The 22911-nt window shown below is 68.1% G+C and carries 21 protein-coding genes and 3 pseudogenes; 11 read left to right on the top strand and 13 right to left on the bottom strand.

The features are described from left to right. Positions 1 to 72 precede the first annotated feature (72 nt). The 3 genes from ACHMW8_RS14760 to ACHMW8_RS14750 all read left to right on the top strand — a co-directional run bounded on the left by ACHMW8_RS14760 (position 73) and on the right by ACHMW8_RS14750 (position 1469). Complete coding sequence (locus ACHMW8_RS14760; protein ID WP_395442954.1) at positions 73 to 384, top strand: hypothetical protein; 312 nt, start codon at positions 73 to 75, stop codon at positions 382 to 384. A 20-nt stretch (positions 385 to 404) separates the two neighbouring features. Beyond that, a complete protein-coding gene (locus ACHMW8_RS14755; RefSeq protein ID WP_125156271.1) occupies positions 405 to 818 on the top strand; it encodes a response regulator transcription factor in 414 nt (137 codons plus the stop codon). Positions 819 to 935: 117 nt separating this feature from the next. Next, positions 936 to 1469 carry a DUF4199 domain-containing protein gene (locus ACHMW8_RS14750; RefSeq protein ID WP_395442953.1) on the top strand — a complete coding sequence of 178 codons (534 nt, stop codon included), beginning with the start codon at positions 936 to 938 and terminating at the stop codon, positions 1467 to 1469. Between the two features lie 19 nt (positions 1470 to 1488). Here the strand turns inward: ACHMW8_RS14750 and cckA are convergent, their stop codons facing one another. The 7 genes and pseudogenes from cckA to ACHMW8_RS14715 all read right to left on the bottom strand — a co-directional run bounded on the left by cckA (position 1489) and on the right by ACHMW8_RS14715 (position 9082). Next, positions 1489 to 3564: a cell cycle histidine kinase CckA gene (cckA, locus tag ACHMW8_RS14745; protein WP_125156269.1), complete on the bottom strand. Its 2076-nt coding sequence runs from the start codon at positions 3562 to 3564 to the stop codon at positions 1489 to 1491. 102 nt (positions 3565 to 3666) lie between these two features. Next, positions 3667 to 4777, bottom strand: a pseudogene (gene flhB / locus ACHMW8_RS14740) (flagellar biosynthesis protein FlhB). Positions 4778 to 4786: 9 nt separating this feature from the next. After that, positions 4787 to 5542 (bottom strand): flagellar biosynthetic protein FliR, encoded by a 756-nt coding sequence (gene fliR, locus ACHMW8_RS14735; protein WP_125156267.1) that lies wholly within the window; start codon positions 5540 to 5542, stop codon positions 4787 to 4789. Between the two features lie 23 nt (positions 5543 to 5565). Then, positions 5566 to 5830, bottom strand: a pseudogene (gene fliQ / locus ACHMW8_RS14730) (flagellar biosynthesis protein FliQ). A 142-nt stretch (positions 5831 to 5972) separates the two neighbouring features. Beyond that, positions 5973 to 7223: a DUF418 domain-containing protein gene (locus ACHMW8_RS14725; protein ID WP_395442952.1), complete on the bottom strand. Its 1251-nt coding sequence runs from the start codon at positions 7221 to 7223 to the stop codon at positions 5973 to 5975. A gap of 55 nt (positions 7224 to 7278) precedes the next feature. Continuing rightward, positions 7279 to 7632 (bottom strand): hypothetical protein, encoded by a 354-nt coding sequence (locus tag ACHMW8_RS14720; RefSeq protein WP_395442951.1) that lies wholly within the window; start codon positions 7630 to 7632, stop codon positions 7279 to 7281. A gap of 76 nt (positions 7633 to 7708) precedes the next feature. Next, entirely contained in the window at positions 7709 to 9082 is a 1374-nt protein-coding gene (locus ACHMW8_RS14715) for a hypothetical protein (protein ID WP_125156264.1), read from the bottom strand. Between the two features lie 381 nt (positions 9083 to 9463). Between ACHMW8_RS14715 and ACHMW8_RS14710 the strand changes: the two genes are divergently transcribed. Beyond that, positions 9464 to 9943 (top strand): ribonuclease H, encoded by a 480-nt coding sequence (locus ACHMW8_RS14710; protein WP_395442950.1) that lies wholly within the window; start codon positions 9464 to 9466, stop codon positions 9941 to 9943. On the opposite strand, the gene ACHMW8_RS14705 is transcribed toward ACHMW8_RS14710, so the two are convergent. After that, positions 9940 to 10290, bottom strand: a complete 351-nt coding sequence (locus tag ACHMW8_RS14705; protein ID WP_395442949.1) for a methylglyoxal synthase — start codon at positions 10288 to 10290, stop codon at positions 9940 to 9942. The genes ACHMW8_RS14710 and ACHMW8_RS14705 overlap by 4 nt on opposite strands. A gap of 497 nt (positions 10291 to 10787) precedes the next feature. Here ACHMW8_RS14705 and ACHMW8_RS14700 point away from each other — a divergent pair, with 497 nt between their 5' ends. Then, positions 10788 to 11720 carry a pyridoxal phosphate-dependent aminotransferase gene (locus tag ACHMW8_RS14700; RefSeq protein ID WP_395445984.1) on the top strand — a complete coding sequence of 311 codons (933 nt, stop codon included), beginning with the start codon at positions 10788 to 10790 and terminating at the stop codon, positions 11718 to 11720. Between the two features lie 42 nt (positions 11721 to 11762). Here ACHMW8_RS14700 and ACHMW8_RS14695 read toward each other — a convergent pair whose 3' ends face one another. After that, complete coding sequence (locus tag ACHMW8_RS14695) at positions 11763 to 13226, bottom strand: alpha/beta hydrolase (RefSeq protein WP_395442948.1); 1464 nt, start codon at positions 13224 to 13226, stop codon at positions 11763 to 11765. Between ACHMW8_RS14695 and ACHMW8_RS14690 the strand changes: the two genes are divergently transcribed. After that, positions 13225 to 14757 carry a LytTR family DNA-binding domain-containing protein gene (locus ACHMW8_RS14690; protein ID WP_233586469.1) on the top strand — a complete coding sequence of 511 codons (1533 nt, stop codon included), beginning with the start codon at positions 13225 to 13227 and terminating at the stop codon, positions 14755 to 14757. The two genes, ACHMW8_RS14695 and ACHMW8_RS14690, sit on opposite strands and share 2 nt — an antisense overlap. Here ACHMW8_RS14690 and ACHMW8_RS14685 read toward each other — a convergent pair. Further along, the gene (locus ACHMW8_RS14685) at positions 14754 to 16352 is read right to left on the bottom strand and encodes a peptide chain release factor 3 (RefSeq protein WP_395442947.1); all 1599 of its coding nucleotides are present in this window, start codon (positions 16350 to 16352) and stop codon (positions 14754 to 14756) included. The genes ACHMW8_RS14690 and ACHMW8_RS14685 overlap by 4 nt on opposite strands. Positions 16353 to 16691: 339 nt before the next feature. Between ACHMW8_RS14685 and ACHMW8_RS14680 the strand changes: the two genes are divergently transcribed. Further along, on the top strand, positions 16692 to 16829 hold the full coding sequence (locus ACHMW8_RS14680; protein ID WP_199743409.1) for a hypothetical protein: 138 nt from the start codon (positions 16692 to 16694) through the stop codon (positions 16827 to 16829). Positions 16830 to 16832: 3 nt separating this feature from the next. Here the strand turns inward: ACHMW8_RS14680 and ACHMW8_RS14675 are convergent, their stop codons facing one another. Continuing rightward, on the bottom strand, positions 16833 to 17213 hold the full coding sequence (locus tag ACHMW8_RS14675; protein WP_125156258.1) for a hypothetical protein: 381 nt from the start codon (positions 17211 to 17213) through the stop codon (positions 16833 to 16835). Positions 17214 to 17359: 146 nt separating this feature from the next. Continuing rightward, positions 17360 to 17689, bottom strand: a complete 330-nt coding sequence (locus ACHMW8_RS14670; protein ID WP_395442946.1) for a DUF1491 family protein — start codon at positions 17687 to 17689, stop codon at positions 17360 to 17362. Positions 17690 to 17810: 121 nt separating this feature from the next. Here ACHMW8_RS14670 and ACHMW8_RS14665 point away from each other — a divergent pair. Further along, positions 17811 to 18735, top strand: a pseudogene (locus ACHMW8_RS14665) (hypothetical protein). Here ACHMW8_RS14665 and ACHMW8_RS14660 read toward each other — a convergent pair. Beyond that, complete coding sequence (locus ACHMW8_RS14660; RefSeq protein WP_395442945.1) at positions 18736 to 20487, bottom strand: sensor histidine kinase; 1752 nt, start codon at positions 20485 to 20487, stop codon at positions 18736 to 18738. Positions 20488 to 20683: 196 nt separating this feature from the next. On the opposite strand from ACHMW8_RS14660, the gene ACHMW8_RS14655 reads away from it, so the two are divergent. From ACHMW8_RS14655 to ACHMW8_RS14645, 3 genes are read left to right on the top strand one after another with little or no spacing between them, the layout of a single operon-like run. Further along, positions 20684 to 21478 (top strand): sensor histidine kinase, encoded by a 795-nt coding sequence (locus ACHMW8_RS14655; protein ID WP_395442944.1) that lies wholly within the window; start codon positions 20684 to 20686, stop codon positions 21476 to 21478. Positions 21479 to 21521: 43 nt separating this feature from the next. Beyond that, positions 21522 to 21962, top strand: coding sequence for a SufE family protein (locus ACHMW8_RS14650; protein ID WP_395442943.1), 441 nt, complete (start codon positions 21522 to 21524; stop codon positions 21960 to 21962). Beyond that, positions 21955 to 22905: a rhodanese-related sulfurtransferase gene (locus tag ACHMW8_RS14645; protein WP_395442942.1), complete on the top strand. Its 951-nt coding sequence runs from the start codon at positions 21955 to 21957 to the stop codon at positions 22903 to 22905. Before ACHMW8_RS14650 ends, ACHMW8_RS14645 begins: the two co-directional genes overlap by 8 nt. Positions 22906 to 22911 lie beyond the last annotated feature (6 nt).

Raw genomic sequence — 22911 nt, 5'->3', positions numbered from 1 at the left:
GCCCTGCTGTTCGACCACGGTCCTCATGGACGCATGATGGGAAGTTTTCCCATCCGGTGCTAGGACGCGTCCATGGTTCGCAAAGTCACCGCCAAAGTCATCAAGGATCCGACCGCCGAGGCCGACCGCGCCTGGTTCGAGGCCCATCCCGAGCGGCGCTTTCGCCTGCGCGATCCGGCCCCGGTCGAGTTCAAGGATCCGCTGGGGGATCCTGGCGAAGGCTTCTCCTGGCGCGTGCTGATCGCCCGCCTGCCCGACGGCGGCCGCCTGCGCCTGCCGGTCTCGCTGTCGTGGGAACTGCACAACGACCACGCCAAGGACCAGCATCTGAAGATCCTGTTCGACCAGGTCGCGCCGCCCGAGGCCAAGGCGCGTCTAGGCTGAACCGCGCCATGCGGGGGGAGATGATCCGCACGATCCTCCTGTGGGCGCTGGTCCTGGCGCTGGGCGCGTTCGCGCTGCAGTGGCTGGAGTACCGGTTCGTGGCCCGCGCCTTCTCCTGGCAGATCTATGTCGGCCTGATCGGCGCGGCCTTCGCGGCCGGCGGTGTCTGGGTCGGCTGGAAGCTGGCGGCGCGGGCGCGGCCCGAGCGCTTCCAGCGTAACGACGCGGCCCTCGCCGCCCTGGGCCTGACGGGCCAGGAGGTGAAGGTGCTGGAGCGCCTGGCGGCGGGGCGCTCCAACAAGGAGATCGCCCGCGACCTGGGCCTCTCCCCCAATACGGTCAAGACTCACGTCGCCAACCTCTACGCCAAGCTCGAAGTCAGCCGCCGCACCCAGGCGATCGGCAAGGCCCGGGATCTGGCGCTGATCCCCTAGCTTGACCGCCGCCCGTTAGGACGAAACTGTCGATCTCACCCTTTCGGGCGATACCGTCGCGGACACGGCGACGGCAGCCTTGGGACGCGTCGCGGGGCGGCGCGGAGGAGAAATTCCATGACACGCACCATCCTGACCTACGGCCTGATCTCGGGCGTCATCATCATCCTGGGCATGATCGCCACCATCGTCTTCTCGGCCCAGCACAGCCTGTGGCTGGGCTATCTGATCATGCTGGTCGGACTTTCCGCGATTCTGCTGGCGATCAAGTCGCACCGCGACAGGGCGCTGGGCGGGGTCATCAAGTTCTGGCCGGCCTTCCTGGTCGGCCTGGGCGTCGCCGTGGTCGCCGGGATCGCCTATGTCGCCATATGGGAAGCCTATCTGGCCATCACCCACTATCGCTTCATGGACGAGTACACGGCCAGCATCCTGGCCTCGAAGAAGGCCGAGGGTCTTTCCGGCGCAGCCTACGCCAAGCTGGCGGCGGAAATGGCGGAGATGAGGAAGAGCTACGCCAACCCGCTGTACCGAATGCCGATGACCTTCATCGAGATCTTTCCCGTCGGCCTGCTGGTCGCCCTGGTCAGCGCGGCCCTGGTGCGAAACCCGCGTTTCCTGCCGGCCAAGACCTCCGTCGCTCCACGATAGGGGAAGCGCCCAACGAGCCTCAAGCCGCCTGCAGCTGCTGCTTGACCCGCTCGGCCAGGGTCTTGATGTCGATCGGCTTGGGCAGGAAGGTCACGCCCGTTTCGCCTTCCAGCAGATCGCTGAACTCGGCCTCGGCGTAGCCAGAGATGAACATCACCGGCGCGTTGCCCAGATAGCCGCGAGCCTTCTTGAGCAAGGTCGGTCCGTCGATGCCGGGCATGATCACGTCGGAGATCAGCAGGTCGATCGTGCCGGCGTGCTCCTCGGCGATGATCAGGGCCTCCTCGCCGTCGGCGGCTTCCAGCACCTCGTAGCCGCGGGCGCGCAGCAGGCGAGCGGCGACGCTGCGGACGGCGTCTTCGTCCTCGACGAACAGGATACGGCCAGCGCCCGACAGGTCGCGGGCGGCGCGCGGCTTGACCGGCTCGGCGGCGGCCTGGACGGCGGCGACGCCCGCAGGAGCGTCGTAGATTGGCAGGAAAATGCGGAAGGCCGCGCCCTCGCCCGGCCGGCTGTGAACATGGATCCAGCCGTCGCTCTGCTTGACGATGCCGTAGACGGTGGCCAGACCCAGGCCGGTGCCCTCGCCCACCGGCTTGGTGGTGAAGAAAGGATCGAAGATCTTGCCCATGACATCGGGCGGGATGCCGGGGCCGTCATCCGACACCTCGATGAAGGCGACATCGCCCTCGGCCGCCGGGAAGCCCAGGCCGATGGCCTCGTCCCGGGTCAGGCGGGCGGTGCGGATCCGCACGATGCCGCCGCCCTTGGCCGCGCGCACGGCGTCGCGGGCGTTGACGGCCAGGTTCATGACCGCCGTCTCGAGCTGGCTCTTGTCGGCGCGCACCTTCGGCAGGTCGCGGCCGTAGTCGGTGATCAGCTTGACGTCTTCGCGCAGCAGGCGGCGCAGCAGGACCTCGAACTCCGAGATCAGCTCGCCCAGGTCCAGCACCTCGCGCTGAACGGTCTGCTTGCGCGAGAAGGCCAGCAGCTTGCGGACCAGGTCGGCGGCGCGCACCCCCGTTTGACGGATCTCGTTCAGGCCCTCGTACGACGGATCGCCGACCGGGTGACGGTGCAGCAACTCGTCCAGGCGCAGCTGGATGGCGGTCAGCAGGTTGTTGAAGTCGTGGGCGACGCCGCCGGCCAGTTGGCCGATGGCCTGCATCTTCTGCGACTGGGCCAGCTGAAGCTCCATCTGCTTCTGCTCGGAGACGTCGATCATGTAGGCCACGACGCGCCCCTCGGCGCGGTAGAGATAGAGATGGGCGATGCGGGTCTGGTCGCGGGCCAGGCGCACCTCGAACGGTCCGGCCTTGCCCTCGTTCAGGCGGGTCTCGGCCTCGGCGCGCGAGGCCGGGTCGATCAGATCGCCGAACACCATGCCCGCCTTGCCGCCGGTCATGGTCGTCAGGGCCGGATTGACCTCCAGCACCTTCGACCTGAACGGGTCCAGCCCTTCAAGCAGCGCCGCGCCGAACGGCGAGGCCCCTGCGAAGGCGTCCAGTGTGGTCGGCGGCGGGGCGACGCGCTCGGCGACCGGCGCGGTCGCCAGCGTCTCGACCACGCGTTCAAGCTCGACGATCGGCGTCAGACGGATCAGCAGGCGACCGCCCGCCAGGCGCGAGACATTGGCCGTGTGGTCGACGCCACTGGCCCGCAGCACGCCCTGAGCCATCTCGCCCTTGCGGGCCTGGACCAGGGCGGCGAACAGGCTGGAGCCGGCCACACCCTTGGGCAGGCGGCGCTGATCGCCCATCACCTCGCGCCAGGACAGGTTCGCGGCCAGCAGGCGACCGTCCGGCGCGGCCAGGGCCGCCGGCTCGCTGAGGGCGTCGATGAAGCCCTCGGCCTGGTCGACGTCGGCGCCCGTCACCGCCGAGCCGCGGATGGCCACCAGGCCCAGGATCGCCACGCCGGCCACGCCCAGCAACAGCAGCAGACCGGCCAGGGTCACCGGTCCGGCCTTCAGCGCCGGCGCCACGGCGAACGCCGCAGCGGCCACGAAAAACACCGCCGCGCCCACCAGCCACGGATCGAAGCGCCGGCGCGGCGCGCCGGTCGGAGCTTTGTCCTGAAGCTGGAAATCGGCCATCGGCTGGATTGTTACCTTTGTTACGGCGAAGCCGCGACTCACCTGTAGTCGGAAAAGAATAGCCTTTCCCGACTGCTAGGTCAGTTTTCTGGAAATTGAGTCTTATAGAGGACGCGCGCGCTGCCCAGCGCGCCCCTGAGGCCGCGATTGGGGCTTCTTTCCGTTCATGATGAAGCTGATGACCTTGGCGACCGCCTCGAAGTGCTCGACCGGGATCTCCTGGTCGACCTCGACGCTGGCGTAGAGGGCGCGAGCAAGGGGCGGATCCTCCAGCACCGGCACGCCATGTTCCTCGGCCAGGGCGCGGATCTTCAAGGCCAGTTCGTCGACGCCCTTGGCCACGCACATCGGCGCGGGGGGTCTCGCCGGCCTCGTACTTCAGCGCGACCGCGTAGTGGGTCGGGTTCATGACGACGACGGTCGCCTTGGGCACGGCCTGCATCATCCGCTGGCGCGAGCGCTGCATCTGGATCTGGCGTCGCTTGCCCTTGATGTGCGGGTCGCCGTCCGACTGCTTGAACTCGTCCTTGACCTCCTGAAGGGTCATGCGCATGCGGTTCATGAACCGAATCCGCTGCCAGAAGTAGTCGAAGGCGGCGGTGGCGACCAGGAAGATGATCACCATGATCAGCAGCTTCTTGGACAGCTTCAGCGCCTCGGGGATCAGCAGCGAGACGTCCATGCCGACCAGGTTGCGCACCTCGCCGACATTGGGCTTCAGCACCATCCAGGCGATGAAGGCCGTAACGCCGATCTTCAGGACCGACTTGGCGAACTGCACCAGCCCGTCCATGCCGAAGATCCGGGTAAGGCCCTTCAGCACATTCAGCTTGCTGAAGTCCGGCTTCAGCTTATCCGGCGTCAGCATGAAGCCCGTCTGCGAGACGTTTGCGATCACGCCCATGGCGGCGGTGACGATCATGACCAGCAGCAGCGGCGGCAGGGCGGCCATCACCGCCTGCTTCATGATCAGCACGGCCCCGCCGCTGGAGATCTCGATCGTGCCGGCGTGGGCGATAAACGGATAGAGCGCGCTCATCAGATCGCGCGTCAGCCAGCCGCCGGCGATCAGGATCACCGAGACCGCGCCAGCCAGCGAGGCCAGCTGCGGGATGTCGGCCGACTTGACGACGTCGCCCTTGGCCCGCGCATCCGACAGCTTCTTGGCTGACGGTTCTTCTGTTTTCGACTCGGGATCTGAATCTTCCGCCATGCCGCGCCCCTAGTTGAACACGGCCAGAAGTTCGCGGTAGCGGTCGGTCCAGACCATGGCGATGCCGCCAAGCGACAGGGCCAGCAGGGACAGGCCCAGGATCACGCTGAGCGGCGAGGTCACGAAGAAGATCTGGAACGCGGGCATGACCCGGCCGACCAGGCCCGTGGCGAGGTTGAAGACCAGCGAGAACACGATCACCGGCGCGGCCAGCTGGATGCCCAGCGAGAACGACTGCGCCACCGTCCGCACCGCCAGAGTGACGGCGTCGTTGATCGGTACGGCGCGGGTGAACGGGAAGATCGTGTACGACTTGACGATCGCGCCAATGAACAGGTGATGCAGCCCCGTGGCCATCACCAGGGTCAGGCCCATCATCGACAGGAAGGTGGCCACCGCCGTGCTCGAGCCCTGCATCGAGGGGTTCACGCTCTGGGCGAAGGACAGGGTGGTCTGCATCGAGATGATTTCACCGGCCGTGGTCAGGGAGCTCATGAACAGGCGCAGCACCGAGCCGATCATCAGGCCGATCAGGATCTCGTGGATCACCCCGCCGACCAGGCCGCCCAGGGTGGTCGGGATCGGCGGCGCGGTGTTCTGGACCAACGGCCCCAGGATCAGGGCCATCAGCAGGGCGAAGGCCAGGCGCACGCGCGGCGGCACCGACTGTTCGCCGATGCCCGGCATGGTCATGACCATGGCCCCGACCCGCGCGAAGACGAGGCCGGCGACATAGACCTGGAACGCCGTGGCGAAGGAGTTCACCTGAAGGTCCCTGCCCTTCTGACTTACATGCCGGCGATGCGGGCGGCGATCTGGCGCATGAAGCCGCTCATCAGCGCGCCCATCATCGGCAGGAAGATCAGCAGCGACACGAAGATGGCGACGATCTTGGGGGCGTAGACCAGGGTCTGCTCCTGGATCTGGGTCAGGGCCTGGAACAGGCCGATGGCGACGCCGATCACCAGGCCGACGATCAGGCAAGGCGCACACAGGCTGCAGGGTCAGCCAGATCGCGTCCCGGCCGACATCAAGAACCTCTGCGCCCGTCATGCGAAGCCTCGTGGGAATCGGCCGTACTGGCCGCGTTGTTTCGAGGTCCGAAGATGGGCGAAATATGGTTAACAGGGCGTTAGGGGTTGTCGCCCGAACGCCTGGATAAGCGGGGCGCGACGGTGGGTCGCGGGCTTAGTGTTCAGGCCGCCGCCGCGCCCGCCGCGCCTTTCCGGATTGGCAGCAGGCGGCCCATGGTCAGGCAGCGCCAGATCCACTCGAAAGGTCCCATTTCGAACCGCTTGAGCCACAGCGGCGACCAGGTCAGCTGCAGCGCCCAGATCGCCAGGACGATCCCCCAGAGCGCCGGCCGGTCGACCTGCCCCATCAGCGCGCCTCGGCCGCCGTAAAAGATGCACGTCATGATCAGTGACTGGGTCAGGTAGTTGGTGAAGGCCATCCGCCCCGCCGCCGCCATCGGCGACAGCACCACCGCCGCGCCGGCCTTCAGCAGCAGGATCAGCACGCTGGCATAGGCCAGCGAAATGAATGGCGTCAGCACCCTGCCCAACACGTCTCCGCCCAGGACCGGCGCGCCGGCCATGACCGCGCGCCACTCCAGCCAAGAAACGATCGCCAGCCCAGCAGCGCCCGCAGCGGCAACCGCCGCATAACGCCTAGTACTCGAGCGCCCCGCCAGGAAGCCGGACTTGAACAGCGACAGGCCGATCATCATCAGGCCCAACGTCGCGGGCAACAGGCGCGGATAACCCGACAGCAGCCGCTGATATTCCTTGGTATTGACGCGATAGGCCCCAGCCCAGGAACTCTTGGCCTCAGCCAGATCGGCCCCGGCCTTGCGCTTGGCGATGGCGGCGGGCGGCGGCGTCAGTTGAGCCTCTGCTCTCGCTCGAGCCTCGGGCGGCGCGAAAGGCAGGGCGCCCGGCGGCAGATGCTGCAGCGTCATGGCGCCGTAGAGCAGGACGCCGGCGATCATCAGCGTCCGCGCCGACAGCGAGCGGCAGAAGAACATGATCGCCCCCGTCGAGGCGTAGAGCGTGAGAATGTCGCCCCACCAGATCCCGAAGCCATGGATCATGCCCAGGATCAGCAGCACCGCCAGGCGCCGCGCCAGGAACTTGCCGCGCGTCCTGTCCGACAGTTCGCCGCCCACCAGGAACAGCGAGACGCCGAACAGCATCGAGAACAGGGTGACGAACTTCTCGTGGAAAAAGGCCTGGACGATCCAGAAGGCGATCGCCGTCCAGCCCTCGTGCGGGAACGGCCAGGTCGCGGGATTCAGCGAGGCCAGCATCGGCGCGGCGAAGCCGTCGGCGTTCACCGCCAGTATGCCCAGGATGGCCAGGCCGCGGATCAGGTCCAGCGCCTGGATTCGCACCTTGGATTTGACCGGCGGAGACGTCGTTCCCCAGTTCGCATCAACCGCCGTCATCGCCGTCCTCCAAGCCACGGCCTAGTCTGGCCGGGCTTGGGGCGGGCTGTCGCGTTTATTCCGCGTCATGAAGGGATGGATGCGCCGGGACGCCCCACCCGCGTCTTAACGAATGCGGGATCCGCACCGGCACCTGGATGTACGACCCCGCGCGGCTCTTGCCGTCCGGGCCCAGCAGGTCGACCTGGGTCTGCGAGATCATCGACAAGGCGGCCTGGCCGACGCCGAGGTCGTTCGGGCTCTCTTCCTGGACAGTGCAGGCGGTCAGGTAACCGTCCTGCTTGACCATGCAGTTCAGCAGGGCGACGGCGACGCGCGGCTCGGACACGGGGGTCAGCAGGTCCGACGGAGCCTTGGCTTGAGCCGGGGTGGCGACGACGGCGGCGGCGAGAGCGAGCGAAGCGATCACGAGTTCATCCCTTACTTATCTTTGTCGGCCGGCCTTCCGCCGCCCCTCTCCCGCTTTGGGAGTGTTCCGTTTCGGATCAGGCGGCCTGGGCCTGCTTCAGGCGTTGCAGGCCCTGTGCCGCCAGGTCCGTGAGCGAGCGCAAACCCAGCTCGGAAAAGACGTCGAACGCGCAGGCCAGGGCCGCGCCGGCGCGGGCCAGGCGACCATCGTCGCGGCCCGTGATCTCGACCCGAGCCTCGTAGAGGCGGGCCAGGTTCATCTGGGCCACGGCCCAGCTGGCCGGGTCTCGGCCGCCGGGAGCGGCGGCCAGCTCGGCCTTGAACGCCAGCTCGGCGGCATCCAGCACCGCCAGATCCGCGGTCAGCTCGGCGCAGCGGGCCAGGCACAGGGCTCGGTTGTTTGCGACCACCGCGCGCAGGGCGAGGGCCGGTTGAGCCTTCAGCACCTGGGTGGCGCGGTCATAGGCCGAAACCGCCTGCTCGAAGGCGCGCTCGCTGGTCGAGGCTTCGCCAAGGGCCTGAAGCCCCGCGCCCAGCGACGCGCCGGCCCGCGCCCAGTCCATCGGGCTGTGCTCGATCGACAGCACGTCGACGGCGGCGAAATGGGCCTCGACCCCCTTGGTGATGTGGCTCAACTCGCCATCCAGCTCTCCCAGCAGGACCAGCGCCTGACCGCGCAAGCCTTCCAGGCGGGCCCAGGCCAGGGGTTCGAAGTCGGAGTCGAGCACGCTGGCGGCGGCCTTGGCCTCGGCCGCGGCCAGTTCGGCCAGGGCGCGATCCTTCAGGCGCTCGGCGCAGGCCAGGATCAATTCGATACGGGCGGCGCGCTGGTCGGCCAGTAGCAGACGGGCCGATCCGCCCTTCACCCGCTTGACGGCCGCCAGGGCGCGCAGCGGCGCTTCATAGGCCTGAACCGCGGCCAGGGCGCGGTCGACGTTGTTCTCGGACAAGGCGGCGCGGCCTTCGAGACCGGCGGCCAGGGCGATGCAAAGCGGCGTGCGCTGGTTGACCGGCGTGCGCGCCAGGGTGGCGGACGCGGCGGCGATCAGGCCCTCGTCGCCAAACAGGTCCGCGCCCAGAATGGCCAACAGCGCCTGCTCGCAGCGCGCGGCGGCCAGGGCGTCCGAACGGCGCTCAGCCTCGAAGATCTTCACGCCGGCCTCGGCCTGGGCCGCGCCCTTGCGCAGCGCGGCGGCGTCGCCGCCGCGGCGGGCCAGCTCGCGCCAGACGACGGCGGCCTCCAGCAGACGCGCGCCGCGATCCTTGGCGCCGATCCGGCCGGCGACCACGTCGGCCGAGCGGGCCTCATTGTTCAGTAGGCGCAGGTCGAGCAGTTCGAGCAGCGAGGTGTCCCCGCCGGTCAAACCCTCTCGCCAGGCCCCCTTGGAGTCGGCGTCCACACCAAACAACCGCTTCAGATCCCGTCCGAACTCGAACATCGCCTTGCGCACTCCGCCTACGGATCGTCCCACGCCGGGACAGCCCGACGGAGGTTCAACGCACAATCAGCAAAACCGGAGCCAGCGACTTTAACAAGTGGTTAACAGGTGTTTACGGCGCGTTAACCATAAATATTTTCCATATTTTTACACCTTGTTTATTATTTCAACCAATTTGGTTGACTATGTAGTGAATTGGCACACTTCTTGCTTTGTCGAATACAAGCAGAGCCGCGAAGCGACATCCGTTATTAGAACTTCGTTCATTGAACTTAAAATGACGTTAACTCTAAGATTTAATTCTTAGTTTACCTTTCGTTCACGGGCGCCCTCCCCCTTCTCGCGGCGAAGCAGGCTAGAACGCAGCCAGGAACGCCTCTCCGGGAGCCCATCATGGCCGCCGTCACCCTATGGATCACCAGCCTGTGCCGCGCGGAACCGGGCTATGGCGGCTGGTCGTATGTGCGACGGCTGGACGGCGAAACCGGCGCCGCGGCCATCAAGGGCGCGGCCGGCGGCGAGCGGCGGACCAGCGCCGCAAAGATGAGCCTGACGGCTCTGTCCGAGGCGCTGGACAGCCTCTCGGACCTGCCGAAGGACACACGAGTGACCCTACGCTTCGCCGATCCTGATCTGGCCGCGCAACTGGTGACTTCGGACGGCGCCTACGCCACGGCCGAGCCAGACGCCTGGGCCGCCGCCCGCGCCGCGCTCGCGGCCCGTCCCGTTCTGGAACTGGTCCCAGCTTCGACCTCCGCACCAGCGGCCGGCTTCCTCGACGCCTGGGCCGAGTTCGGGCTGGACACGGCCAAGTCGCGCGGCAGCTTCAAGGCCGCGATCCCCAAGCCGAACCTGCTCAAGTTCCCGGGTTAGCTCGCGCCGCTCACGATCAGATCCGCCGTCGCCGGATTACAGGCGAACGGAATGTCGGCCAGGGTCGCCATCCGGATCAGCGCCTTGACGTCGACGTCGTGCGGCTGCGGCGACAGCGGATCGACGAAGAAGATCAGCACGTCCAGCCGCCCCTCGGCGATCATCGCGCCCAACTGCTGGTCGCCGCCCAGCGGGCCGCTCTTCAACCGCGTCAGATTCAGCTTCGGCAAAGCCTGAAGAATACGCCCGCCGGTCGTGCCGGTCGCGAACAGCGCCTTGTCCTTCAGGAACCCCTGGTGCGCCTCCGCCCACGCCACGAGCGCGGCCTTCTTGTCGTCGTGGGCCACGAGACCGATGGCGAGGGGGCTGGGCATGGGCGACTCCCTGAGCTTTCAAGCGTCGCACTCATTTCGCGCCCGCGCTCCCGTGGCAAGCATTGCTCTGCTCGCGGCTTGAGCAAGGCGCTCTTTTGCGACGACCGCCTCTTGCGCCCGCCGTCGCGGAGGTTCGTCCTGCGCCTGTCGGGCAATGGGGAGAACGATCATGACCAAGCGGATGACTGGCGCGCCGGCCCTGGGACGCCGATCCTTCCTGCGTAACGCCGCCTTCCTGGCGGCCGCGGCGCCGATCCTGACCGAGGCGCAGTTGGCCATGGCCGCCGCCCAGACCAGTGCGCCGCCGTCCGGCATGGCCCTGCACGGCCAAAGTCCCAATGCGCCGCCAGCGAACATGACGCTGATCAACGCCAACGAAAATCCGCTGGGCCCCAGCAAGGCGGCGTGCGACGCGATCGCCCGGGTCGCCCCCTTGGGCGGGCGCTATGACCTGAACGGGCGAGACCGACCTGCTGGCGCGAACCTTCGCCGCCCAGAACGGCCTCAAGGTCGAGAACGTCGCCGTCTATGCCGGCTCGTCCGAGCCCCTGCACTACAGCGTGCTGGCCTTCACCTCGCCGACGAAGAGCTTCGTCACGGCGGATCCGTCCTACGAGGCGGGCATGTACGCGGCCAAGACCAGCCAGGCCAAGGTGGTGAAGGTGCCCCTGACCGCCGACTGCGCCCACGACGTCAAGGCCATGGTCAAGGCCGACGCCCAGGCCGGCGTCATCTATATCTGCAATCCCAACAACCCGACCGGCACGCTGACCACCAAGCAGGACATCGTCTGGGCGCTGGAGAACAAGCCGGCCGGTTCGGTCCTGCTGGTCGACGAGGCCTATATCCACCTGACCGACGCTCAGGACACCCTGGACCTGGTGGCAGCCGGCAAGGACCTGATCGTCCTGCGGACCTTCTCGAAGATCTACGGCATGGCCGGCATCCGCTGCGGCTTCGCCGTCGCCCGGCCCGACCTGCTGGCCAAGCTGACGCCGTTCGGTCAGAACGCCATGCCGATCACCGGCTCGGCCGCCGCGCGCGCCTCGCTTGAGGACACCAGCTTGGTCCCCGAGCGCCGCAAGATCATCGGCGACACCCGCCGTGACACGATCGGCTGGCTGAGGGCCAACGGTTACAAGGTCATCGGCGACCCGCAGACCAACTGCTTCATGATCGACACGGGGCGCAACGGCAAGGCCGTGTTCGCGGCGATGAAAGCCAGGAACGTCCTGATCGGTCGCACGTGGCCGATCTGGCCGAACGCCGTCCGCGTCTCGGTCGGCACGCCCGAGGAGATGGCCAAGTTCAAGGTGGCGTTCAAGGACGTCATGGACGCCAAGCCGCTGGTGCTGGGCGACCACGTCCAGCACGCGGAACTGGACTATCACGCGACGCTGTAGACCCCAGGCCGGCGAAGACGACTCCGCCGGCCTACCTACCCGTCAAGCCAGCTTGAACTTCGGCGGCGGCAGGCTCGACCGGGTGTCGGCGACGGCGTCACCGCGGAAGAACCGCACCAGCAGGCCCTGCACGTCGGGATGAGCCTCGAAGACGTTGTGACCCGCGTTCTCGACGATCACCCTGGACTTGCGCTTGAACTGAGCCGCGACCTCGTCCTGTTCGGACATCGGCGTGCGGCCGTCCAGCGTGCCGGCGACCAGAAGGGCCGGATGGTCGATCCGCAGCGGCGTCCGGAAGGTTTCGCCCAGGTCCACGCCTGGGACCGCCCCTAGCAGTTGCGGCATCGGAAAGTTCAGCGCCTCGCCCAGCACGGCGGTCTTGGCCTCGCGCCGCACCAGGGCCAGCCGCCCGGGCGAGATGCCCGACGCCAGGTCCGTCGCCTCGGGCATGCCGGCGATGCCGAGCTGCCCCGCGAACTCGCCCACGAACGGCTTGAGCACGTCCGTGTTTCCGGCGTCCAGCGCCAGATAGAGCCCCGGCAGCATGACCAGGGTCTGCGGATTGGCGATCATCCCGCCAGCCATCAGCTGAATGGCGAAGCCGCCCAGCTTCAGCTCGACCGGCTTGCCGTTCAGCGTGGCGGCCATGCTGACCGGCGCGGTCTCCATCTTGGCGTGCACTCGCCGCATCAAGGCCGGCAGGTCCGGGATCGCCGCTCGGACGGCATGGTCGGCGGCCAGGAGGCTGTCCACCTGTCGCAGCATCGCGTCGACCGCCGCCGGCCGCTTCACGGTCTGGTCCTGACCTTCCAGGCTGGCCAGGGCCACGCGGTTCACCCGCTCGCCGTGCCGTTTGAGCATGCTGAGCGCCAGGTGGCTGCCATAGCTGATGCCCCACAGATCGACCTTCTCGGCGCCCAGATGGCGTCGCAGATCCTCGATGTCGTCGGCGTTCTGTTCGGTATTGTAGCCGGTCATGGCCACCCCGGCCTTGGTCCAGTCGGCCCACGCCTCCTGGAAGTCCCGCCGGAAATAGGACGTCAGCCCTGCCTCGGTGAACGGCGGGGGCGGGCGCGTCGAGGCTGGGCGCTCGGGGATGTGGTTGGACAGGCCTGTGCCACGCTGGTCGAAGGCGATAACATCCGCCACCTCGCGCAGGGCCATGAAGATGGGATAGCGCGGTCCGCCCGCCGCCCGCGTCGCCAGGCCGCCCGGTCCGCCGGCCAGATAGATGATCGGCGGCCCAGGCTTGGCCGCCGTCGAGGCGAACCGGACATAGCTCAGGCGGATCTTCCGCGAGCGAGGATCGCGACGGTCCTCCGGAACCTCGAAGAAGCCCCGCTCGGCGTCGGTCTCCTGGCCCTTCCAGCCCTTGAAGCGGAACGGACCGGGCGGAGGCGAGGACCGCGCGGCGGCCTGGGCCAGCGCCAGGCCAGGAACGGCGAGACCAGGGAGAGCGAGGCCGGCGGCGAGCACGGCGCGGCGATTGAGGAATGCATGGGTCATGACGGCAGCTGAGCCGATCAGCGGGGCCGTCCGCCACACCACTTCGGTCAACGGCGGCTGGCGATCGGTGAACGGTGGCGCGCCTCGGCGAACGGCGCTCTACAGTGACGCCATGTGGCGAACCCTGCTTCCGATCCTCTTTCTGACAGGCCTCGCGACTCTGGCGCGGGCCCAGGACCTGGCGTGGGAGGCCTGCCATGGCGCGGCCAGCGTGACGGGACCCGTGCTGAGCGATTGCCGTCCAATCGGGGACTTCGTCGATCCCCAAGGCCAGGAGCTCTGGATCCGAGCGACGATCCCCGCTCCGAGCGACACCCAGCCGCGCGCCCTGTACGTGGCGGGCGTCGCCTCGTCCGAAGCCTGGCTTAATGGCGAGCGGCTGGGATCCAACGGCCGCCCTGGGGCGTCGGCGCGGGACGAGATCCCAGGACGCTATCAGGCGACCTTTCCGATCCGCGAGACCGCCTGGCGCCCGGACGCGAACACCCTGGTGGTGCGCCTGTCGTCCTTCCATGGCGGCCTGCGCTTCGCCGGCCCCATGACCGCCATCACCGTTCTGCCCTTCCCCTACCCACAGCGCGCCGCTCTGTTGGCCGTGACCTTCGTGGCGACCGGGACCCTGCTGGCGGCGGCGTTCGGGTTTGGCGTCATCCACGCCCTGAGACGGACAGGCTCCAGCCTCATCCTGGCCGCCATGGCGAGCGTCGCGGCCGCGCAGTCCATCGTCGAGAGCCTGCGGCCGCTCTTCAACTATCCCTATCCGCTTCATGCTTGGCGGATGAGCGCCATCTGGGGGCTGGCGGCCGCCTTCGCGATCCTGCTGGTCGCCTATGTGACCAGCCGCTTCCTGCCCAAGGCGCGGGGCCTGATGATCGGCCTAGCGCTGGGCGGGGTCGGCGCCACGGTCCTGCTTCCTGGCTTCGACAACAAGACGGTCTGGGCGCTGATCCTGGGCGTGGCGCTGGCCGTGGCGCCGGCGGTCGCGGGCGTGCGGCGACGCGTCCCCGGCGCCCGGCCCGCCCTGGCCTATCTGGCGCTGTTCCTGGCCCTGGCCCTCGGCTTCCCCGAATGGCTGGCCGACTTCTCCTACTTCCTGCTCGCCGCCAGCCTGGTGCTGCCGCTGCTGATGGTCGAGGTCGTACGGCTGGGCCGCGAGGACCGCGGCCGCGAAGCCGCCCTGACCCGCGCCGTCAGCCTTCCCGACCGCCTCACGGTGGCCTCGGCCCGGGGCGTCGAGCTGGCGCCCATCGCCGAGATCCTGGCCGTGGTCGGGGCCGACGATTATGTCGAGCTGCGGATGGTCGGGGGCCGAAGCCTGCTACACGCGGCGCGCCTTGACGGGCTGACGGCCCAACTGCCGGCGAACTTCCTGCGTATCCACCGGTCAGTGATCGCCAACCTGGCGCACGTCCAACGGTTAGAGCGCGAGGGCGACCGCTGGCGGCTGCATCTGAGCGAGGGCGCGCCCCTGCCCGTCAGCCGTTCCCGCCAGCCCGCCGTGCGCGAGGCGCTGGAAGCGGCTAGCGCCTAGGCCCGTTCCTTGGTCCGCTCGAAGCGCACCTTCGGATAGCGCTCGGCGACATAGCCGATTTCCCAGGACGACTTGCCCAGGAAGACCGGCTGCTCGTCGATGTCCTGCCCCATGGCCGACTTGTGCTTGTTCACGAAGTCCTCGACGTCGGCCTTGTCGCCGCCCAGCCATCGGGCCTCGGCATAGGGGCTGGCTTCGAAGATGCATTCCAGCTGGTATTCGTTGGCCAGGCGATCGGCCATGACCTCGAACTGCAGCTGGCCGACAGCGCCGACGATGAAATCGCTGCCGATCATGGGGCGGAACAGCTGGGTGACCCCCTCCTCGGCCAGGCCTTCCAACGCCTTCTTCAGGTGCTTGGCCTTCAGAGGATCCTTGACCCGCACGCGGCGCAGGATTTCCGGGGCGAAGTTGGGCAGGCCGGCGAAGCGCAGGGTCCCGCTTTCGGACAGGCTGTCGCCCACCCGCAGGACGCCGTGGTTCGGGATACCGATCACGTCGCCGGCGAAAGCGTCCTCGGCCAGCTCGCGGTCGCTGGCGAAGAACATAATCGGCGCGTTGACGCTCATGGCCTTGCCGGTGTTCTGAGCCTTCAGTTTCATGCCGCGGGTGAAGCGACCGCTGGTCAGACGCAGGAACGCGATCCGGTCGCGGTGATCGGGGTCCATGTTCGCCTGGACCTTGAAGACGAAGCCCGACACCTCGCTGTCGCCCGGGGCGACGTGGGTCTCGACGCCGTTGCGGGTGGCGGCCGCCGGCTTCGGCGCGGGCGCGTAGGCGCCGATGCCGCCCAGCAGCTCTGAAACGCCGAAATGGCGCAGGGCCGAGCCGAAGAACACCGGCGTCATGTGGCCTTCCAGGAAGCTCTGCACGTCGAACGGCTTGCCGGCCTCGGTGACCAGCATGGCGCTGTCTTCCAGCTCGGCCTTCTCCTCGGGATCGAGATACTGGACCACCGCATTGCCTTTGAAGGCGACCGGGTCGGGATGGCCCTCGTCGTCGGTCGAGCTCTTCTTGGCGTAGGGGATGAACTTGTCGGCGCGCAGGTCCAGCATGCCTTTGAAGCGGCCGCCAGAACCGGCCGGCCAGTAGAGCGGCGCCGGGTCCAGGGCCAGCTTGGACGAAACCTCGTCCAGCAGCTCGAACGGGTCCTGAGCCTCGCGGTCCATCTTGTTGATGAAGGTGATGATCGGGATGTCGCGCAGGCGGCACACCTCGAACAGCTTCAGAGTCTGGGGCTCGATGCCCTTGGCCGCGTCCAGCACCATGATCGCCGCGTCTGCGGCCGTCAGGGTGCGGTAGGTGTCTTCCGAGAAGTCCTCGTGGCCCGGGGTGTCCAGCAGGTTGAACATCAGGCCGTCGTGGTCGAACGTCATCACCGACGCCGAGACTGAAATGCCGCGCTCGCGCTCGATCTTCATCCAGTCCGACTGGGTGCGGCGGGTCTGGCCGCGCGCCCGCACCGCGCCGGCGGCTCGGATCGCCCCGCCGGCCAGTAGCAGGTTTTCCGTCAGGGTCGTCTTGCCCGCGTCGGGGTGGCTGATGATGGCGAAGGTGCGCCGACGGGCGGCTTCAGCGGCGGGGGAAGTGCTCATGGCCGGGGACTAGCCCCATCGGCTCTTCTTGTCACCTTCCACCTTACCGACCGCCGTCGTCACCATCCCCAACGCTTCCAAACAAGGACACCTCCGCGACACGGATCGCTTGCACATTCCTAAATTGAATTCGATCGCTGCGGACAAGGCGACTCGGCCCTCTTTCCGCGCCCTTTCAGTTCGGCGCGATCGAAGCACGACCAGGTTTCCATCACGAACGCGGCAATTCGCCCGGAAATGGGTCAGAATGCCCCTATTCGAAGAATGGGTTTGGAGTCATGCTTTCCTCATTCCGCACCGGCGGCGTCAGATCGTCGGGCGAATGGAGGAAATCGAACGATGGCCCTGCTCGATCATCACCGCGCGCCCAGCCGACAGCATCCGGCGAACAGCGCGCTCTGCTTTGGCGTCACCCTGGCCGGACTGGTCGTCCTGGCCGTGACGCTTGGCTGGCTGATGACCCTGGTTCGTTTCTGAGGCCTAGGCGGCCAGACGCCGCCAGACCTGACGATCGGCCTCAAGGTTGGTGAGCGCGCCGGAGTTCTGGCGCTGCAGCAGCGTCGCCATGACTTCGAGGCTCAGCTGCGCATAGCGAACCTGAACGTCTTCCTTGCGACAGCCGCGGCCCGGCGCGACAAACAGCGCGGCATTGACGTCCGGCGCCTTGGCCACGATCAGCGCCGCGAGGCGCTCGACCCGCTCACGGTCCTTGTGGTGCAGCAGCGGTTCTTCCGCGAACAGTTCCTTGCCCAGTTCGCCGACATAATTGAGCGATAGCGCGGCGAAACGGTCGCGCGTCATTGGCGGCGAGAGTTCGGCCGCGTCAAAGCTCAAAATGACGTCGTTCATGAGGAAAAGCATGGCGGATACTGGCTGCTGAACTTTTGGGAGGGGTTCGAAAGCTCGCGCAGCATGCCCAAAATGGGCTTTAGGTCCGGTTTAGGAGCAGGGTTAACGGCGCTCTGGAGTCGCGTTCTCCACAGCTCCTCCACCGATATCGCGAGCGTTTAGGCCTCGACCGGTTCGGTCAGGAAGTGGCGGCCGTCCCGGCCCTCGATCTCCACCACCCAGACGTCCGGGTCGATGCGGGCGGCGCGCTCGACATAGGCGTCGAGATCGGGTTCGAACTCGGAACGGACCGGCTGCATCCAGAACCGCTCGCCGTCGCCGCGCGTGGCCTCGCTATAGAGCCGCGCGGTCCCGGCCCGACGGTCGACGATCTTGACCAGCACCGCGCCGGCCCGTGCATCGCCCTTGCGGGCCACCGTGGCGAAGGCGCCGCCCAGCTCGGCGCGGCGGATCAACGCGCCGACCCAGATATCCGTCGAAAGAAGCATCGCTAACCGAACCGCAACCCGTCAGGCGTATAGCTCGCCCCTTAGGTCTCGAACCATACGAGAAACACCGCCCCAACACCCGCCTTTTAGGCGGGCGCCGCTTTCAGGAGTTAGAAGCGCGATGGCCGCCGAAACCGGCTTCCCCTTTCGGCTATCGCGCCTTGGGGCACACCCGAAAGGTCGCGGGGCGCGATGGATCGGGGCGTTGATCGGGTTGGCGGCCATGGTCGTTCCGACCGCGCTGTACGCCAACGCCGCTGACCAGCTCTACGAACGCACGCTGATGACGGCGGCCGACGGCCGTTGCCGGCTGTTCTCATCCACTGTCTCGGCCGCGCTCGACGCCTCGCGGGCCCAGGCGCGCGGCGCGACCCTGCGCTCGGGCGCCAGCGAGCTGCAGGTCGCGGCCCTGGAACAGCGCGCCCGCGCCAAGGCCGCCGGCGCGGCGTGCGATTCCAAGGACCTGGCCTTGGCCGCCTCGCGCGTGAAGAAGGCCTTCGAAGGCTATTCCCAGATGCTGGCCATGAATTATCCGGGCGACGTCGCGTCCTGGAAGGCCGAGCGCTCTGTGTCGGCGACCATCCCGGTCTGGCGGCTCTCCCAACCAGCGACCTTCGGCGGCGACCGCCTGATGTTCGGCCTGGCCGGCCGCGCCAAGGCGATGATGGCCGTGGCGACCTTCGACAACGGCCAGCGCCCCTATGCGGCGCGAATCCTCCGCGCGGGACACGAGCAGGACCCTAGGGCCCTACATCGCCTCCAACGCGGGGCGAAATCTGGCGAGCAAGGTCGCGCCGCGCAACGCCAACCTGGTGTTCACCGCGCAGACTCGCGAGGAAGCGCCCCTCACCCTGCTGCCAACCAGCGCCAAGACGGGCCTGGCCTTCCGCTTCCCGCCGGCGGCGATCGACGCCATGTTGCGGCTGGATCCGCGCGAGGCGGTCACCGTGGAGTTCGTGTTCCAGGGCCGCGGCGGCGACGAGGTCACCCGCAAGGCCTATATCGAGGTAGGGGATTTTGCAGCGGGCTACGCGTTCCTGCGCTGATCAGCGCGGCGCGAAGGCGATGACGTTGTCACCCAATGCGGTCGGCGCGGGCTTGGGCTCGACCTCGACCTGCGCCTCGGCCGGCGGCGTGGACTCGGTCAGGCTTTCCAGCGTCACCGACTTCAACGGGGCCAGCAGCACCGGCAGACGCACGGACACGCTTGTGCCGGCGCCCAGGCGGCTCTCGATGGTCATCTCGCCGCCGTGCAGCTTGGCGAAGGCGCGGACCAGCGACAGGCCCAGGCCCGTACCCTTGGCCCGCTGTTCGACGCCGCCGGCCTGCTCATAGGGACGCCCCAGGCGTTCCAGGTCCTCGGGGCTGATGCCGACGCCGGTGTCGGCGACGATGATCTCCAGCACACCGTCATAGCCGTGGGCGGTGACCGTCACCTGGCCGCCGCGCGGCGTGAACTTCAGGGCGTTGGAGACGAGGTTCAGCACGATCTGCTTCAGGGCGCGACGATCGGCGTCGACTTCCAGCTCGCCCGGCGGCAGCACGCCGCGCAACTGGACGCCGGCGCCGTCTGCCTGGACGCGCAGCAGACGCATGGCCGCCTGCACCGCCTCGCGGGCGTCGAACACGCCGCGCTGCAGCTCGAAGCGCTCAGCCTCGATCTTCGACATGTCCAGCACGTCGTTGATCAGGTCCAGCAGATGTCCGCCGCTCTCGTGAATCAACTCGGCATATTCGGCGTAACGATCGCTGAGGGGGCCGAACATCCTGGCGCGCATGATGTCCGAGAAGCCCATGATGGCGTTCAGCGGCGTGCGCAGTTCGTGAGACATGTTGGCCAGGAAGCGGGCGCGGCCGGCGGCCAGGGCCTCGGCGTCGACGCGGGCCTGGTCCAGAGCGGTCTCGCGGTTGCGCTCGGCGGTGACGTCGCGCAGCACCCCGACCAGCTGGTTGGGCGCGATACGGGCCAAATCCAGGGCCACGGCGCGCTCGACGCCCAGGGCCGGATTGAAGGTCAGGCTGGCCACGCCCTCGCGGTGGGCGGCGGCGATGGCGGCGGTCAGGCGCTGGCGATCGCCCGGGGCGGCCGCGCCGGTCAGGCCGCGATTGACGAGGTCGACGGTGGTGACGCCGCGCGGCGGCGCGCCGCGCACGGCGGTCACCTGACCTTGCCCGCGAATCGCGATCGCCAGGTGCGGCAGGCCGTCCAGAAGGCTCTCGAGCCCGATGATCTCGGAGGCATAGCGGTCGTCGCGCGCGCCCTGGCGGCGACGGCCGATCAGGAGGCCCGCGGCAAGGCCAAGGCCCGTGGTGACCAGGGCCAGAAAGCCCAGCACGAAGGCCAGCGGACCGGTCGGGGCCGGCGGGGCCAGGCCCGAAAGCTGGGTCAGGGCGGCGACGCAGCCGCCGATCAGGGCCAGGGCCGCGCCCTCGGCCAGGCGCTTGGGCTGGTCCAGGGTTGAGGCCGCCGCGACCGGCGCTAGGCACCAGGCCGCCATGGCGCCGGAGACGCCGCCCGTCAGCACCGCCGCCAGCGAGCCGCCCACGGCCCACAAAACCAGAAGCACCGACTGGGTGCGCTCGTCGTCGCGCGAAAAGATCAAGGCCACGAGCGCCGGGACCGCGCCCGCGCCCAGAGCCGCCCAGACGGGCCAGCCGCCCCCGCTATTCGCGAACAGCGCCGCGGCCGCGGCCAGACAGATGGCCGCCAGCCAGCCCAGACGCCACGCGTACGCGGGGTCGAACCCCGCCGGAGGGGCGGGGCGTCGGATCGGGTCTGGAAGCGTTTCGAATTCCAAGGGCCGGTCGACTTGCAAGCGCGGCGGGAGGCGCCGTCGTCAAACCTTAACGCGAGGGAGCCCTTCCCTCCAAGGCCGCACAATCGCTAAGCGATCTTTCCTCGTGGAAGCGCTGTGGACGGAAACGGAATCGTAAGCGCGAGCCGGCATCCTCCGGGCCTGAAATCATCACGGACAGAAGGTCCGGGAGCCCCTCATGCCAGAACCGGTGTCCCTGGACACGCTGTCCGACCGCACCTTCGCGGACCCTGCCCTGGTCGATCGCCGGGCGGCCGCGAACGAGCGCCGTCGTCTGGCCCTCGACGATCGCAAGCGCTCGTTCCTGCGCATGGTCAGCCACGAACTGCGCACCCCGCTCAACGCCGTGATCGGCTTCTCCGAGATCCTCTCGCACGAACTCTACGGGCCGCTGGGCAACCCGCAGTACAAGGAATATGCGGGGATCGTGCACGAAAGCGGCATGAAGCTGCTGAAGCTGGTCAACCAGATCGTTGAGATCGCCCGCCTCGAGGGTCACGTCACCGACATCGAGATGACGCCCGAGCCTCTGGACGAAGCGCTCGACGACGTGATCGACGGGCTGAAGGCCGAGATCCGGCGCCGCGACGTCATCGTCCACGTGGTCAATCAAAGCGCCCTGCCCTCGGTCCTCGCCGACAGCCGAGGCCTGCGGACCATGCTCACCAACCTCCTGCAGAACGCCGTTACGCACTCGCCCGCCGGGGGAGTCGTGCATGTCGCCGCCGGCAAGATCGGCGGCGAGATCGAGATCACCATCCGCGACCAGGGCCCCGGCGTGGAGAGCGCCGAGCTGCCCCGACTGCTGCAACCGTTCGAACAGGGCGGCTCGGCCCTGACCCGTTCCAACGAAGGCGTCGGCCTGGGCCTGCCGATCGTCGACCTGCTCTCGCGGGCCATGGGCGGGCAACTGAAGCTGTCGTCCAGCCTGGGCGCGGGCTTCCTGGCGCGACTCATCCTTCCCGTCGCGTAGGCGCGCGCTTGCCTTGAACCGGCGCGCCGCCTAATTGGCCGCCATGACCAGTCCGATCGACGCCGCCCTCAACGACCTCGCCGACGAGTTCGAACTCCTCGGCGACTGGGAAGAGCGCTATCGCTACGTCATCGAGCTGGGCAAGGAACTGGAGCCCCTGACCGACGCCGAGCGCTCGGAAGACAACAAGGTGCGCGGCTGCGCCAGTCAGGTATGGCTGGTCACCCTGCCCCAGGCCGAGGGGACCCTGGCGTTCAAGGGCGACAGCGACGCACACATCGTCAGCGGCCTGGTCGCCATCATGCTGCGGCTCTATTCCGGCCGCGCCCCCGCCGACATCGTCGCCTTCGACGCCAAGGGCGCGATGGACAAGCTGGGCCTGTCCGAAGCCCTGTCGTCGCAGCGCTCGAACGGCCTGAAGTCGATGGTCGCCCGCATCCAGCACGACGCCCAGAAAGCCCTTGGGAAATCCCGCCTTGGCTGAGTATCGCGTCGCCGCGCTCTATCGCTTCACGCGGTTCGAGGATCCGGCGGCGATCCAGGGCCCGCTGGCGGCCTTGTGCTGTGGCCTCGGCGTCAAGGGCACCCTGCTGCTGGCCCGCGAAGGTATAAACGGCACCATCGCCGGCGAGGACGCCGCTATCGAAACGGTGCTGGAGCACGTCCGCGCCCTGCCCGGCTGCGCCGATCTGACGCCCAAGACCGCCTGGGCCGAGCGCATGCCCTTCCACCGGATGAAGGTCCGGCTGAAGAAGGAGATCGTCACCCTGGGCCAGCCGGACCTAGATCCGACCGACGCGGGGACCTATGTCGATCCTCGCGACTGGAACGCCCTGATCGCCGATCCCGACATCCTGGTGATCGACACCCGCAACGATTATGAGGTCGCCGTCGGATCGTTCGCGCGCGCGATCGATCCCAAGACGACGAGCTTCTCGGAGTTTCCAGCCTGGTTTCGCGACTACCGCGCGGGCCTGGAGGCCGCGCGTGGTCCGAACGCCGCTCCGCTGAAGGTGGCCATGTATTGCACGGGCGGCATCCGCTGCGAGAAGTCGACCGCCTTCCTGAAGGCCGAGGGGGTCGAGCAGGTGTTCCACCTCAAGGGCGGCGTTCTCGACTATCTGGAGCAGGTGCCCGAGCCGGAAAGCCTCTGGCGCGGGGAATGCTTCGTGTTCGACGAGCGGGTCGCGGTCGGCCACAGCCTGTCGCCAGGGACACACGTCCTGTGCCGCGGCTGCCGGATGCCGGTCAGCGCCGAGGCCCAGACCTCCCCGCTGTATGTCGAAGGCGTCGCCTGTCCAACCTGCCACGACCAGCGCAGCGAGGACCAAAAGGCCCGCGCCGCCGAGCGACACCGCCAGGCCCAGCGCTGCGAAGCCCTGGGCATCGAACACGTCGGCGCCACTTTTCCTTCAAGGCCAAGCTGAACGCTT

This window comes from Caulobacter sp. UC70_42 (genome assembly GCF_044056025.1).
GTDB lineage: Bacteria > Pseudomonadota > Alphaproteobacteria > Caulobacterales > Caulobacteraceae > Caulobacter.
The sequence above is the reverse complement of the archived record's forward strand: the minus strand, read 5'-3'. Positions and strand labels throughout refer to the sequence as shown.